The organism is Kitasatospora humi (assembly GCF_020907985.1).
In the GTDB taxonomy this organism is placed as follows: Bacteria; Actinomycetota; Actinomycetes; order Streptomycetales; family Streptomycetaceae; genus Kitasatospora; species Kitasatospora humi.
The window spans coordinates 54,606-69,786 of sequence record NZ_JAJJPA010000012.1 but is presented as its reverse complement, the minus strand read 5'-3'; the positions used below and the strand labels follow the sequence as shown (position 1 = coordinate 69,786).

The 15,181-nt window shown below is 73.7% G+C and carries 10 protein-coding genes and 1 pseudogene; 9 read left to right on the top strand and 2 right to left on the bottom strand.

Annotation, left to right across the window (positions count from 1 at the left end; all coding sequences use genetic code 11):
- Positions 1-256: 256 nt before the first annotated feature.
- Entirely contained in the window at positions 257-1,114 is an 858-nt protein-coding gene (locus LN042_RS14480; protein WP_230051600.1) for a HipA family kinase, read from the bottom strand.
- Positions 1,115-1,198: 84 nt separating this feature from the next.
- Between LN042_RS14480 and LN042_RS14475 the strand changes: the two genes are divergently transcribed.
- From LN042_RS14475 to LN042_RS14440, 8 genes and pseudogenes are all read left to right on the top strand, one after another.
- Entirely contained in the window at positions 1,199-1,639 is a 441-nt protein-coding gene (locus LN042_RS14475) for an SRPBCC family protein (protein ID WP_230051599.1), read from the top strand.
- Between the two features lie 120 nt (positions 1,640-1,759).
- A complete protein-coding gene (locus LN042_RS14470; protein WP_230051598.1) occupies positions 1,760-2,917 on the top strand; it encodes a glycosyltransferase in 1,158 nt (385 codons plus the stop codon).
- Positions 2,918-3,341: 424 nt separating this feature from the next.
- Positions 3,342-4,889, top strand: coding sequence for a sugar transferase (locus tag LN042_RS14465; protein ID WP_230051597.1), 1,548 nt, complete (start codon positions 3,342-3,344; stop codon positions 4,887-4,889).
- 5 nt (positions 4,890-4,894) lie between these two features.
- The gene (locus tag LN042_RS14460) at positions 4,895-6,292 is read left to right on the top strand and encodes an O-antigen ligase family protein (RefSeq protein ID WP_230051596.1); all 1,398 of its coding nucleotides are present in this window, start codon (positions 4,895-4,897) and stop codon (positions 6,290-6,292) included.
- The gene (murJ, locus tag LN042_RS14455) at positions 6,289-7,995 is read left to right on the top strand and encodes a murein biosynthesis integral membrane protein MurJ (RefSeq protein WP_230051595.1); all 1,707 of its coding nucleotides are present in this window, start codon (positions 6,289-6,291) and stop codon (positions 7,993-7,995) included. Before LN042_RS14460 ends, murJ begins: the two co-directional genes overlap by 4 nt.
- Positions 7,996-8,065: 70 nt before the next feature.
- A complete protein-coding gene (locus tag LN042_RS14450) occupies positions 8,066-8,788 on the top strand; it encodes a polysaccharide deacetylase family protein (RefSeq protein WP_230051594.1) in 723 nt (240 codons plus the stop codon).
- Positions 8,785-9,900: pseudogene (locus tag LN042_RS14445) on the top strand (glycosyltransferase); the annotation flags it as partial. The gene LN042_RS14450 and the pseudogene LN042_RS14445, both read left to right, overlap by 4 nt.
- A gap of 1,193 nt (positions 9,901-11,093) precedes the next feature.
- Positions 11,094-12,251, top strand: coding sequence for a GNAT family N-acetyltransferase (locus LN042_RS14440; RefSeq protein ID WP_230051593.1), 1,158 nt, complete (start codon positions 11,094-11,096; stop codon positions 12,249-12,251).
- 215 nt (positions 12,252-12,466) lie between these two features.
- Here LN042_RS14440 and LN042_RS14435 read toward each other — a convergent pair whose 3' ends face one another.
- Entirely contained in the window at positions 12,467-13,882 is a 1,416-nt protein-coding gene (locus LN042_RS14435; RefSeq protein ID WP_230051592.1) for a glycoside hydrolase family 26 protein, read from the bottom strand.
- Between the two features lie 316 nt (positions 13,883-14,198).
- On the opposite strand from LN042_RS14435, the gene LN042_RS14430 reads away from it, so the two are divergent.
- The gene (locus tag LN042_RS14430) at positions 14,199-15,158 is read left to right on the top strand and encodes a hypothetical protein (protein WP_230051591.1); all 960 of its coding nucleotides are present in this window, start codon (positions 14,199-14,201) and stop codon (positions 15,156-15,158) included.
- Positions 15,159-15,181: the final 23 nt, after the last annotated feature.

The window sequence follows — 15,181 nt, the reverse complement described above, 5'->3', positions numbered from 1 at the left end:
AAAGGCCGGCAAGTACGCCCCCTGTTCGCGCTGCTGCCGGACGCCTGCTGCCCTTCGCGGCCGCCCACTCCGCCGTGCCGTCGCTGATCGATGCCTTCCAATGTGCGGGTGGCATCGACTCCTCGACGCCACCCGCACATTGGGTCAGCCTGCGGCCGCGCCAGGTGTCGAGCGCGCGGCGCCCAGCCGCTGTCCAGCAGCTCAGGGGCTTCAAGGGGCCCCCTGTCGCTCGTGCACGGTGGAGCGGCGGCCGGCCCTAACGTCCGTGCAGGTCCGGCACGTTCTGCAGCCAGGCCGGCCGCCCCGCCTGGCTGCGTGCCCTCGCCGCCGCCTCCGCTGCCCGCAGCTGCTCCTCGGACGCGAACTCCCGTGGCAGCCAGCGGTCCGACACCGCCGCCCGCGCGACCAGGTGTCGGACGTACGCCTCGCGCACGGCGTCGAGCGAGCCGAAGTGCTCCAGCTCCAGCCACTCCTCCGGCACCAGCGCCACCACCTCCCGCACCAGCTCCTCGGTCACCCGCCCGGCCAACTCCCGGTCGGCGCCCGCCACATCGGGCGCGTAGCCGCCCAGTGCGTGCCCGCTCATGTCGTACGCCCGGTCCACCGACGTGACCGCGGTGGACCAGCGGTGGTGGAAGACCAGCCCGGCGCCGTTGTCGATCAGCCACAACGTGCGGTGCCACACCATCATGTTGGGGTTGGCCCGGGTGCGGTCGACATTGGCCGTCAGCGCGTCCAGCCACACCACCGCGCCGGCTTCCAGCGGGGAGACCGGGACCGGCTGCCCGGGACGGAAGTCCGTCGACCCCGGGAGGTAGTCCATCCCCAAGTTCAGCCCCGCGCTGGCCCGCAGCAGGTCCTGGATCTCCTCGTCCGGCTCGTGCGCCGCCACCGCCGGGTCGAAGTCCACGACCACCAGATCCGGCACCCGCAGTCCCAGTCGCCGCGCCAGCTCGCCCACGATCACCTCGGCCACCAGCGCCTTGCGGCCCTGCGCGGCGCCGGCGAACTTCACCACGTACGTACCGAGGTCGTCGGTCTCGACGACGGCGGGGACGGAACCGCCGGCGCGCAGCGGGGTCAGGTAGTGGAGGGCCTTCACCTTCGTCAGCACCAGGTCAGCCTAAGCTTGGCGGCGATTCAGTTGCGCGGCGGACCCCTTGCGGGATCGGCTGCCAGTCACGAGGAGCAGAGCGCCATGGCCCAGGTCCACGCCCGTACCGAGCGGACGTACTCCGCCACGCCCGAGCAGGTGTACGAGGCGATCGCCGACTACAACACCGTCCGCCCGCAACTGCTGCCCGCGCAGTACAGCGAGTACGAGGTGCGGGCCGGCGGGATCGGCGCCGGCACCCAGGTGCACTGGAAGCTGCAGGCGACCGAGAAGCGGGTGCGCGACTGCCTGTTCACGGTCAGTGCGCCCCGGCCGGGCACGCTGGTGGAGACCGACGGCAACTCCTCGATGGTGATCACCTGGACGGTGACCGCGGCGGGCGCCGGGCAGACCACCGTGGCGATCGACACCACCTGGCAGGGCGCCACCGGCATCGGCGGCTTCTTCGAGCGCACCTTCGCGCCCAAGGGCCTCAACCGGATCCACGACGAGGTGCTGGCCCGCCTCGCCGACCACCTGAAGTAGGAGGCAGCGGCAGCAGGACCGGGACACTCGTGCGAGCGGCCACCCCGTACGAGTGGACCCAGGCCACCCGCGGGTGGCTATGTACGCTGCGTAGCGTGCCGTGACTCTAGGCTCGCCGCCGTGCAACTGACGATCCTTCATGTATCCCAGCCGGTGGACGGCGGCGTCGCACGGGTGGTGGCCGACCTGGTGCGCGGGCAGCGCGCCGCGGGGCACCGGGTGGTGGTGGCCTGTCCGTCCGGCGGCCGGCTCCCGCGTGAGGCGGTGGCCGCCGGGGCGGAGCTGCTCGACTGGCCGGCCCGTCGCTCGCCCGGCCCGTCGGTGCTCGGTGAGGCGGCGACGCTGCGCCGGCTGGTGCGGCGGGCCGGCCCCGACGTCGTCCACCTGCACAGCGCCAAGGCCGGCCTGGTGGGGCGGCTGGCGGTGCGCGGGCGCGTTCCCACCGTCTTCCAGCCGCACGCCTGGTCGTTCGAAGCCACCACCGGGATCGTCACCCGGTTGACCGTCCGCTGGGAGCGGCGTGCGGCGCGCTGGGCGACCAGTGTCCTCTGCGTCAGCGAGCAGGAGCGCGCCGACGGCGTCGCGCACGGCATCCACGCCGACTACACCGTCATCCCCAACGGCGTCGACCTGGCCCACTACGCCCTTGCCGAGCGCGCCGAGCGCCGCACCGCCCGTCTCTCCCTCGGCTTGGACCTGAACGAGCCGCTGGCCGTCTGCGTCGGGCGGCTCTGCCGCCAGAAGGGGCAGGACGTGCTGCTGGCGGCGTGGCCGGCGGTGGCGCGGCGGGTGCCGGGCGCGCGGCTGGCGCTGGTCGGCGGCGGGCCGGACGCGGCGGTGCTGGCCGCCCAAGCACGGGCGCTGCCGGAGCCGTACCGGGTGCGGCTGGCCGGCGAGGTGCCGGATCCGCGGCCGTGGCTGGCGGCCGCGGACCTGGTGGTGCTGCCCTCGCGCTGGGAGGGCATGGCGCTGGCGCCGCTGGAGGCGATGGCGATGGGGCGGCCGGTGCTGCTCACGGACGTCTCCGGGGCCCGCGAGCAGCTGCCGCCGGACGACCACGAGGCGGCGCTGATCCCGGTGGACGACCCGGCGGCCCTCACCAGTGCGCTGGCGGCGGCACTGGCCGATCCGCTGGAGTGTGCGCGGCGCGGCGCGGCCGTCCGGGCCTGGGTGTGCGAGCGGCACGACATCCGGACGGTGATCGCGCGAGTGTCGCAGCTCTACCGGGAGTCGATCGAGTCTGACCGTGTGACTTCCCGTGTCCCGGCGCGCATCTGATCGTTTCTCAGGCCGTGAAGCCGACGAGATCCCCACCAGATCTTCACCGGGTTCGGCTTGTCGACATGGTCGACGGTCGGCGGGGCCGGGGGCGAAAGGGGGGCGGGACGGCGGTCCACGTCGTTTCTGACGCAGGTCAACCATGATCACACGGGATCACATCGGTTATTCATATTAATGGGCAAGCGGAATGATGATGGCAAGTCAGCTTCCGGAAATCCGGCTCACGTTCGGTAACGTCTGACTTTGCCTGCTTCGTTCCCAAAGTGCGAGAAAAGTGCGGGAGAACGTGCGAGACAGCGTGCAACACGTCGTGCGCAACGGCGTGCGACCTGGTGTGCGACCCGGCGTACGCGATTTCGCCTCTGATCCTTGTGCGAACGGAACGAGCGCCGCCCATCACATCAGGGGAGTTCGTGAGCAGATGACCATTGAGCACGAGAGTGTGCCGCGGCCGGGGCGACCCGGGGCCGGCAGCCGGTGGCTCGGTACCGAGCTCCTCGACCGGCCCAACCGGCCCACGCTGTCCCGCACCCGTTCCAACGCGCAGCTCGGGCGCTGGAACCGCCGGGGACTGGGCTTGCGGGCCGCACTGCCCGCCGGCCTGCTCGTGGTCGACCTGCTGGCGGTCGCCGCGGGGTCGGTCTGCTGCGCCGTCGACCCGTCCCGTCCGTTCGCCGACGCGGCCATGGTGCTCCCGGTACTGCTCCCGCTCAACCTGGCCGCCGGCCTCTACCGCACCCGGATGACCCCGTCCGCGCTGGACGAGCTCCCCACCCTGCTCGGGCGGGCGGCCGTCGCGCTGGCCTTCGCGGTCACCCTGGCCGCCTGCCTGCCCGCCTCCTGCCTCCCGGCTCTCCGGCTGCCCGCACCCTGGCCGATCGGTGGGCCGGCCGGCGGCGTCAGACTCCTGGTGCTGCTCGGCGTGCTGGTGCTGTCGGCGCTGCTCGGCCGCACCGCGCTCTACGGGCTGCTCCGCCGCAGCCACCGCCGCCGGCCGATGCCGGTGCTGCTGCTCGGCGCCGGGGCGCTCGGCCAGCGGATCGCCGCCGCGCTGCGCGAGCGGGCCGAGTACGGGATGCGCCCGGTCGGCTTCCTCGACCCGGATCCGGTCCGGCTGCCGGCCGACTCCCCGGTGCCGGTGCTCGGCGGGCGCGCGATGCTCGTCCGCGCGGTGCGGCGGTACGGAGTGCGGCGGGTGCTGGTCACCGCCGAGTCCACCGACGACCAGGAGACGGTCGCCACCCTGCGCGCCGCGGTCCGGCTCGGCTGCCAGGTCTGGCTGGTTCCCGGGCTGCGTGAGCACGGCGGTCTGGCCGCCGGCCTGCGCGGCGGCATCGACCACCTCTGGGGCTACCCCTGCCTGCGGCTGCCCCGGCCGGCGATGCGCCGGCCCGGCTGGGCGGCCAAGCGGGCGCTGGACGTGCTCGCCGCCGGCACCGGCCTGCTGCTGCTCTCGCCGGTGCTGGCCGTCTGCGCACTCGCGGTGCGGCTGGACACCGGTCCCGGCGTGCTCTTCCGCCAGCAGCGCACCGGCCTGGACGGCCAGGTCTTCACGCTGCTGAAGTTCCGCACCCTGCGCCCGGCCAACGAGCACGAGTCGGCCACCCACTGGAACATCGCCCAGGACGAGCGGATGAGCCGGATCGGCCGCCTGCTGCGCCGCAGCTCGCTGGACGAACTGCCGCAGCTGTGGAACGTGCTGCGCGGCGACATGACGCTGGTCGGACCGCGCCCCGAACGGCCGTACTTCGTCATGCGGTTCAGCAAGACCGACCGGGAGTACGCCGACCGGCACCGGGTCCCGGTCGGGCTGACCGGCCTGGCCCAGGTGAACGGGCTGCGCGGGGACACCTCGATCGAGGACCGGGCCCGCTTCGACAACCGCTACATCGAGAGCTGGAGCCTGTGGCAGGACGTCAAGATCCTGCTGCGCACCGCGGCCCTGATGCTCCGACCCGACGGGAGCTGACAGTCGTGGTCCTGACCCTGCCCCACCGTGCTCCGGCCGCGCCCCGCCCCGCCCGGGCCCGCGCGGCGGGACATCCGGCGGTGGGGCTGCTGCGCCGGCCCAGCCTGGTCGCCGCCGCGACCGTCCTGCTGGTCTGCGTGCCCACCGGCGAGAAGGACGTGTCAGCCGCCGTCCACGTCACGGCCGCCGACGTCGCGTCGGGCCTGCTGGTGCTACTGCTCGCCATCGACCTGCTGCGCGGACGGCGGATCGGCCTGAGCCGCCGGGCGGCCGTGCTGTTCGGCGCGGTGACGGTGGCCGGTGCGGTGGCGACGGTCACCTCGACCGATCCCGAGCTCAGCGCCAGCGGCTTCGTCCGGCAGGAGCAGATCTTCGTGCTGGTCCCGCTCGCGGTGCTCGCCGCGCTGCGCGACCGCACCGATCTGCGGCTGGTCCTGGGCTCGTTGGTACTGGCCGCGCTGATCGAGGGCGTGGTCGGCGCCGAGCAGTACCTCACCAGGACCGGCGCCTCCTACACCGGTCAACCGATCCGCGCCGTAGGCACCTTCGGGGTGCTGGACGTGATGGCGATGTCCGGCGTGGTCAGCTTCGGACTCCTCGCAGCCCTGGCGCTGGGACTGCTCGAAAGCCAGAAGACCTGGGCCAGGAGGACGATGCTGGCATCGGCGGCGTTCCTGGTGTTCCCACTGGCGGTCTCGTTCAGCCGGGGCAGCTGGATCGCCACCGCCGTCGGCGCCACCGTGCTGCTGCTCAAGGCGGACGCCCGGCGGGCGCTGCGCTGGGCCGGACTCGGACTGGCCGCGGCCGTCGTGCTGTTCGGCGCGGTCGGTACGGGCGCCTCCCGCGCGGGCGGCGGTCTCAACGCGGGCAGCGGCGGGATCGCCCAGCGCCTCAACAGCATCGGAACGGTCTCCAGCGGCAACGAGGACCACTCGGTCAGTGACCGCTACGACCTGTGGGCCACTGCCCGCGCCATCTGGGCCGACCACCCGGCCACCGGCGCCGGCCCGAAGAGCTTCCGCCAACTGCGGGACTCGCACGCCCCGTTGCGACTCTCCTCCGGCAGCGACACGGCCGGCGCCGGTTCCGGGTTCCAGCGTGAACCACTGCTCTCCCCGCACAACATGTACCTCCTGGTGCTCAGTGACCAGGGGCTGCTCGGATTCACCGCCTACGGCACGCTGTTCCTGGCGCTGCTGATCGGCTGCCTGCGCCGCCGAGGTCCGGCCGGACCGGTCGTGGCAGGCCTGCTCTGCTGGGTACTGGTGGACTTCCTCTACGCCGACATCGGCGGCACCACCACCGTGCTCACCTCGGTGGTCCTGGGCCTGGCCGCCTGGGCGGCGCTGCCCGCCGAGCAGGCGGGGCAGGACCGGCCGCCGGCCCTGGAGGCGACTGCGTGACCACCACCGAACGGGTGGCCACAGCGCCCCGGGCCGGCCGCCGTCAACCGTCCTTCCTGGCGAAGGCGTTCGGCATCACGGCGGTGCTCAGCGCGGCCGGCTCCGCACTCGGACTGCTGCGCGACCTGCTGCTCGCCCGGTACTTCGGCGCGGACGAGGGCACCGACGCCTTCCTGGTCTCCTGGACCGTGCCCGAGACCGCCGCGCCGCTGCTGATCGAGGACGCCATGGCGTTCCTCATGGTGCCCGCGTTCAGCCTGGCGCTGGTGCTGCGCGAGGAACGGCCCGACGGGCCCGACCCGGTGCGCCAGCTCACCGGCGCCACATTGCCCTGGCTGGTCACCGCTCTCTGCGGGCTCTCCGGCGCCACCATGCTGTGGGCACCGCAGTTGGTGCACCTGCTGGCCCCGGGGCTGGCCAGCCCGCGGCTGGCGGTCACCTGCACCCGGTTGACCGCCGTCACCATCGTGCCGTTCGGACTGGCCGGCTACTTCGCCTCGGCGCTGCGGGCCCATCACCGGTTCAGCGCGCCGGCCACCATCTACGTCGCCTACAACGTGGGCATCCTGGCCGTCCTGACGGCTTGCCACAGCCTGCTCGGCGTACGGTCGGCCGCGCTGGGAGTGGCGTTCGGCAGCCTGCTGATGGCGGGCGTGCTGGTCGGGCCGTTCGGCGCGATGCTGCACCTCGGCCGGGCCCGCCGCCGCTCCAAGGCCGGCAGCGGCCGGCCGCTGCTGCTGAGCCCCATGGCGCTGCTGCCGGTCGCGGCGTTCACCCTGACCCGGCAGTCCCAGGTCTTCATCGAACGCTACCTCGGCTCGGCACTGCCGCCGGGCACCATCTCGCACCTCAACTACGCGGCCAAGGTCTCCCAACTCGCCATGACCACGGCCATCCTGATCTGCACCGTGACCTTTCCGCTGGTCGCCAGGGCGCTGGCGGCCGGCGACCTGATCGCGGCCCGGGACCGGGTGGAGAAGGACCTCGGCCACGCGGCGGCCGTGGTGCTGGCGGGCATGGCGTTCCTGTTCGCCTGCGCACCGGCCGTGGTCGGCCTGCTCTTCCAGCGCGGCGCGTTCGGACCCGCCGACACCGCCGCCACCGCCCAGGTGATCCGGGTCTACAGCTTCGGACTGCTCGCCCAGGCGCTGATCGGGGTGATGGTCCGGCCGTTCTTCTCGATGCGTCCGGCGGTCCGGCGGGCCGACGACCCGGGCTCCGACGACGGCGGCGGCCGGCTGTTCGACTGGTTCCCGGTGGCCGCGATGGTGCTCGGCCTGGCCGTCACCACGCTGGTCGGCCTGGCCAGCGCGCCCCGGTTCGGGGCGCTCGGGGTGGCGGGCGGCAACGCGGCGGGCATCACCACCACCGCCGTGCTGCTGCTGCGCGGCCTGGAGCTGCGCGGGATCGCGCTGCGCACCCGTCTGGTGCTGATCGGCCAGGCCCGCCTGGTGCTGGCCGCCGCCGGCGCCACCGCGGTCGGCCTCGCCGCCTGTGACGCCGTCGGCACCGGCCTGCCGGCGGTGCTGGTCGGCGGCGCCGCCGTGGTGGCGGCCTACCTCGTGCTCGGTGCGCTGTTCGGCGCGCGCGAGCTGACCGGCCCGGCCAACCGGGTGCGGGCTCTGCTGCGCCCGAAGCGGGGCGGCGAGGGCGCCGGGCCGGTGCCACGTCTGGAGGAAGGAACGCTGCGCGATGGTCGCTGAACTCACGGGCCGCACATGTCTGCCCCACCAGAGCGGTACCCCGGGGCCGGGGCGCGCTCGCCGACCAGCGATGCCGTGGATCCTGATGTACCACTCGGTGGCCGACGAGGACGAGGACCCGTACCTGCTCACCGTCAGCCCCGAGCGCTTCGCCCAGCAGATGCGCTGGCTGGCCGTCCGTGGTTGGCGCGGTGTGAGCATCCGCGAACTCCTCGCCGCGCGAGCGGCCGGCCGGCGCGAACGGCTGGTCGGCCTCACCTTCGACGACGGCTACGCCGACTTCGTCCGGCACGTGGTCCCGGTGCTCTCCGAACACGGCTTCACGGCCACCGCCTTCGTGGTCACCGAACGCCTCGGCGACGTCAACTGCTGGGACGCCGAAGGGCCCCGGAAGCCGCTGCTGACGGAACGACAAGTGTGTGAACTGGCCGCCGCCGGCTGGGAGATCGGTTCGCACGGGATGAGTCACCTGGCGCTGCCCGAGGTGCCGCCCGGGGTGCTGCGCGCCGAGGTGGAGGGCAGTCGCACCCTGCTGACCGAGCTGCTCGGCGAGCCGGTGCGCGGCTTCTGCTACCCGTACGGCGCGGTGGACGCCGCCGCCAGCCGGGCGGTGCAACGGGCCGGCTACGACTACGCGGTGGCGATCCGGCACACCTCACTGGCCGGCCGCTACGCACTGCCGCGCTGCTACGTCGGCGACCGGGACGGGGCCTGGCGGCTGCGCGCCAAGCGGGGGCGGCACGGGCTGCGTGAAGTCATCGCCGACCTGCGCAGACGGGGGGCGGACGGATGAGAGTGCTGCACATCATCACCGGGCTGGCCGCCGGTGGGGCGGAGCAGCAACTGCTGCTGACCATCCGCCACTTGCCGCCCGGGATCGACTGCGAGGTGGCCGCCCTGACCAACCCCGGCAGCATGGCGGCGGCCCTGCGGGCGGACGGCGTCCGGGTGCACCACCTGGCGATGCGCGGCAACCGCGACCTCGGGGTGCTGCCGCGCCTGGTCCGGTTGATCCGCCACGGGCGCTACGACGCGGTGCACACCCACCTCTACCGGGCCGGGCTCTACGGTCGCCTCGCCGCCCGGTTGGCCGGAGTCCGGGTGGTGCTGGCCACCGAACACTCGCTGCATGCCGGGACCATCGAGGGCCGGCCGGTCAGCACCGGCGTCAAGTCCCTCTACCTGGCCGCCGAACGGCTCGGCAGCACCACGGTGGCCGTCTCCGAGCGGGTGGCCGGCACCCTGACCGACTGGGGCGTGCCCAGGCAGCGGGTGGCGGTGCTGCCGAATGGCATCGAGGTCGGGCGGCTGCGGCACGACGAGCCTGAGCGATCCGCACTGCGGGCCCGGCTGCGCCGCGAACTCGGCGTGCCGGAGCAGGCGTTCGTGGTCGGCGCGGTCGGCCGACTGGTCACCGGCAAGCGGTTCGAAGTGCTGGCCCGGGCAGTGGGCCAACTGCCCGATCAGGTGTGGCTGCTGGTGGTGGGGGACGGCCCGGAGCGGGACCGGCTGGCCCGGGCGGCCGGGCCGCGGGCCGTCTTCACCGGCGAACGGGCCGACGTGCCGGAGCTGTTGACCGCGATGGACGTGCTGGCCGCGCCCTCGCTGGAGGAGACGTTCGGACTGGCCGTCCTGGAGGGGTTGGCGGCCGGGCTGCCGGTGCTGCACAGCGGCTGCCCGGCGCTGGAGGAACTGCCGCCCGACGCCGCCCCCGGCGCCCGGAAGCTGCCCTCGACCGCCGACGCCTACCGCCGGGCCCTGCTCGACCTCGCCACCATCCGCCCGGCCGGCCCACTGCCGCACCCGCCGGCCGTGGCCCACTACGACATCGTCCACACAGCGGCCCGCCTGGGTGAGCTGTACCAGCAGCTCGGACGGCGTGCGGCGCCGCCCGGGCCTAGAGGGAGACCTGAGATGTTCGACAGAACACACCTCGTCCACGGCCCGGTGCGCCGGCTCTGGCCGCTGGTCGCGGCCGTTCCGCTGGGTGCGCTGGCCGGCGCCGGCTACGCCGTCACGGCAACGCCCCAGTACACGGCCAACTCCTATGTGGCAGTGGTGCCGGAGAGTGCCACCGAGTCCACTCAGGCCGTCAACTTCGCCCAGGCATACGGGCGTTTGGCCGGTCAGCCGCAGGTGCTGGCGTTGGCCGCCGGTGAGGCCGGGCGCACCCCGGGCGAGCTGACCGAGCTGGTGAGCGCCACCACCTCGCCTGACGCCCCGGTGATCGAGATCGACGGCACCGGCTCGCGCCCCAAGGACGCGGTGCGAACGGCCGACGCGGTGGCCCGGGCGCTGATCGGCTTCGGCAACGGCACCAGCAAGGAGACCGGGGTGCGGCTGGTCGCGCTGGCGCCCGCCGCCGCGCCGGACAAGCCGACCAGCCCGACCGGCGCGCTGGACATCGCGGTCGGCGCCGCCGCCGGGGTGCTGCTGGGCTCGTTGGCGCTGATGGTGCAGCGGCGGTCGGCGGGCGAGGCTCCGGCGAGCGGGGCCGCCGCCACGGTGCCGGCCCCCGCGCCGACCGCGGCGGCGCTCCCGGCACCGGCCCCTGCACCAGTCTCGACATCAGCCCCGGCCCCGGTACCGGTGCCGTCTTCGGCATCGACTGCGGCCACGGCTTCGGTCAAGGCCTCGGATTCGCCTCCGCCGTCGGCATCGGCTCCGGCGCCTGCGGCCGAGCCTGCCGCGGTCCCGGCACCGGCCAAGGAGCAGCCGGTCAGGAACAAGCTGCGGATGACGAACGGGCAGCCGCTCGCGAACGGGCAGGCGGTGGTGAGCAAGCAGGCGGTGGTGAGCAAGCAGCCGATGACGAACGGGCAGCCGGTCACCAACACGCTGCCGATGACGAACGGGCAGCCGGTTGCGAACGGGCAGCCGGTTGCCGAACCGCAGCGCACCGCGGCGAAGCCGTTCCGGCAGCAGTCCGGCACCGGGAAGCCGCCGCTCCGGCAGCCGGGCAGACACGTCGCCAAGCCGAGCACCAAGGAAGCCAAGCCCGGCGCCAAGGAAGCCAAGCCGGCAGCGCGGGATGACGCGTCGGCGGCCCAGGGGATCGAGCGGGCCGGACGGACCGAGGAGCCGGCCGGGAGAACCCCGTGACCTCGCTGCAACCGCTCTGGCGCCGCCCCACGGCGCTGCCCGAACCGATCCGCTCGACGGCCGAATGGCAGGCCGAACTTCGCTGTGACGACACGGCGTTGGACGAGCTGGCCGACGAGTGGGACGCGCTGGCCGCCCGCTGCCGCAGCGCCACGCCGTTCCAGTCGGCCGGCTGGCAGGCGTCCTGGTGGCGGGCGTACGGGCGGCCCGGCGCGCTGCGGGTGGTGCTGGTGCGCCGCGCCGGCGTGCTGGTCGGAGCCGCCGCTCTGCTCCGCAACCGCACCGGCACCCTCACCGGGCTGGGCGGCGGCCTGGTCGACTACACCGATGTACTGCTGGACGACGAGTACGCCGCGGAGGCCGCCACCCGGCTGGCCGCCGCGCTTCCGGTGCGCCGGCCCTGGCAGGCGTTGGAGCTGCGCGAGGTGCGGGCCGGTTCGGCGGCGCACCTGCTGTACGCCGCCTGGTCCGGGCGGCGGCACCAGCTTCCGGACTCGGTCTGCCAGTACCTTCCCGCCGTGCCGATGGAGCAGCTGATGGCCCGGCTGCCCGGACGGACCGCCCAGCGCAACCGGGCGAAGCAGCGCAAGCTGGCGGACTCCGGGGTGGAGGCGCGCCGGGTGCCGGCCGTCGAGGTCGAGGCCGCGATGGCGGACCTGCTGCGGCTGCACGCCTTGCAGTGGGAGAGCCGCCGCGTCACCCCCGAGCACCTGAGCGAGCGGTTCCGGGCGCACCTGGCGGAGTCGACGGGACGCCTGGCCCGGTCCGGCCAGGCGGTGGTCTACCGCTACTACCTGGACGGTGAGCTGATGGCGGTGGACCTGCTGATGCTCTGCCCCAGGCTGGCCGGGCTCTACCTGTACGGCGCGCACCCGGCGCTGCGGGAGCGGTTGGACATCGCCGGGCTGCTGTTCGGGACGTCCCTGCAGGAGGCCGTCCTAGCGGGCGTCCCGGAACTCAGCCTGATGCGCGGTGAGGAGCCGTACAAGGAGCGGTGGCGCCCGGACCGGGAACGCAATCTGCGCTTGCTGCTCGGTCCGCGCCGCTGCGCGGTCAGGCTGACCCTGCGGCTGGCCGTGGTGCGGGCCCGGTGGGCGCTGGCGCCGTACCTGCGTCGGCCGGTCCGGCGGCTGCGCGCCCTGCTGCGCCGCTGAGCAGCAGGAGCCCCGGCCGGCGCCGCCGGTCCCGAGAAAGCCCCGGGGCCGGCACCGCAGGTCCTGACAAAGCTCCCGGCCGGCACCGCAGGACCCGAGAGAGCTCCCGGAGCGGCGCCGCGCCGCCGATCCCTGGGCCTCCGCCGGCGCCGCTGATCCACAGGGCCCTCAGCGGCGCCGAGCCCGGGCAGCTCGCCCGGGTGCCCGTCCCGCCGTCAGCCGTTGCCCTGTCGCACGCTCACCCTGGGGAGCTTGGACAGGTCGGGGATCATGCCCGACAGGTCGGGGAAGCCGGACGGGAGGCTGGGCAGCAGGCTGGGCAGCATCGACAGGTCCGGGATCACCGGGGCCGTCGCGGTCGCGGACGGCCTCGCCGGGGTCGGGGCCGAGGTGGGGCGTGGGCGTCGGGTCGTCACCGGCGAGTCACCGAAGCCGGAGCCCGACCCGGAGCCGGAACCGGACCCGGAGCCGGAACCGGAGCCGGGGTGCGGGTGGCGCGTCTGCCTCTCGGCGTCGATGGAGGGGCGCGGCCGGTGCGGGAGCGCCGGAACGTCGTCAGCGTCGTTGGGCAGGGACACCCCCTGGTCGGGGCTCATCAGCTCCTGGTAGACGGCGCTGGCCTGCGGATTGTCGTGGCACTCCCAGAAGCCGTGCGGGCAGTAGTCGGTGACCGTCTGGTAGGCGGTGTCGTGGGTGCGCATCCACTCCACCATCCGCCGCACGTAGTCGGGGTCGTCCCCGTTGCGGAAGAGCCCCCACTCCGGGTACGAGACCGGCTTGCCGTGCTTGGCGGCGAACTCCACCTGCTCCTCCAGGCCGTAGGGCTCGTCCACCATGTCGTCGAAGGTGGCGCCGGCCGGCTGGTCGTAGGTGTCGGTGCCGATGATGTCCACCACGTCGTCGCCCGGGTAGCACTTGGTCCAGGCGATGTCGTCCAGGCCCCGGCTGGGAGTGAAGTCGAACCGGAACCGCTGGCCCGGCACCGAGCGCATCACGTCGACGATCCGCCGCCAGTAGGTCTTCCAGGCGGCCGGGTCGGGGCGGCAGCGGCCGGTGTAGGTGATGCCGTTCATCTCCCAGCCGAGCACGATCACGGTGTCGCTGCCGCCGAGCGTGACGAGCTTGCGGGCGAGCCGCAGGTAGTGCTGGTCGAACGTGCCGCGGGCGCCCTGGCTGAGCAGGTCGGCCACCTCGTCGTCGGGCACGTGGCCCTCGTTGGGGGTGAGCATCGGCACGTTCAGCACGAGCGTCCGGTTGCGGTCGGCCAGCCGCCACTGCGACCAGACCGCGAGGACCCGGTTGTCGCCCTCGACGTCGTTCCAGTTGTTTCCGGCCAGATATGTGTGGCCAACTTGCATGTTGGCGCCGTGCAGCCAGGCCGCCATCCGGGCGATCTGCGGAATGTAGTTGTCCCAGGAGCCGACGAAGGCACCGAACGGCACCTGGTGGTCGGCCCGCCGGGTGGTGGGCTTGGACGCTCCCGCGTGCGACGCGGCGGCCGCGCCGGTGTCGTGGGTGCCGCCGGCGGGCTTGCGTTCGGCGGTGCTGAGCGGATCGGTACTGCTGGAGATGCCCGCGGTGGTGAGCAGCAGCAGTGCGGACCCGGCCAGGGCCAGGCGGCCGATGCGCATCGTCTCTCCTCGGGTCCGGCCGCGGTGTGCGGCGCGCACCGTGTGTGCGGTGACACAGACAGTAAGGGGACGAGACGCCAGGAAAGCCCAATGTCACCCTAAAGTGGACACATTCAGCGAGTCTGGAGTAATTCGACTCGAAGTGAGCGCGCTTTTGATCCATCATCAGCGGCTCGTCTGACTGGCATCGATCAGGTCAGGCCTGGTCAGGATCAGTGTCCACGGGAGACCGGGGATTGTCCGGTTCACTTCCCGCAGATGGGCGAGCTGGACCCGCCGAGCTGACGCCGACAGACGGGGCAGGTACCCTCCGGAGGTGTCCTGGAAGCCGTTTCGAACCCTGACCCCCCGGTCCGCCCTGCCCGCGCTCGCGGTGCTGCTGGTGCTCGGAGCCGGTGCCGCCGCCCACGCCAACCGCCCGGTGCCGTTCGGCGACCAGGTTTCCGCGCCCGGCAAGGCGGAGGCCAGCCCGGTGGGTGCCCAGTCGGCCGACGCGGTCACGCCGGAGTTCCGGATCGGCCCCGGTCTGGAGGCCTACGACCCGTCGACCGGCTCGCTGCTCTGGTCCTACCGGCGGGACGGCGCCACCGCGCTGCACGTGTCGATGCTGGGTGAGTCCGGCTCGCCGGAGCAGAGCGCGATCGTGGTCTGGGACGACGGCATGGTCACCTCGCTGCGGGTCGCCGACCACGAGGTCCGCTGGCACCGGTCGGTGCCCGGCCTGTCCGACTGGCTGCACGGAAGCGACGAGCCGGGCATCGCCCAGCGCACCGATGCCCAGCGCAAGGAGCTGGAGCTGGAGCGGGCCGCTTCCGCGGTGCAGACCGTGCTCAACCCCGAGCCGTGGGTGCAGGTGCTCACCCCGGGCCTGACCATGGGCTTCCGCGACCGTGACGGGGATCTCAGGTTCAACTCCCGCCCGCAGGCCGGCTGCCTCTACGACCCGACGCGTGCCGTGAGCACCGACGACGCGGTGCTGCTGCCGCGCGCCTGCACCGCCGCCTCCGGATCGGGCCACCAGCTGCCCGGCTCGGTGACCGGCTTCAAGCTGGTGGACCACGGCTTCGTGGTCAACGCCGGTCCTGCCGTGGAACTGACCCGGTTGGACGGCCACCGGGTCCGGCTGGATGACGGCCCGCTGCTCGGCAGCCGCGTGCTGGACGCGGACACCGGAGTCACCGAGGTGCCGTGCGGCAGCGCGTCGGCGCCGTTCGCGGCCGAGCCGGCGGCCGGTGGCTGCCCGAGCCCGGGCGCGAGCCCGCAGCCCGCGAAGTGACCACGCGCCGCCGGCGCACCGAC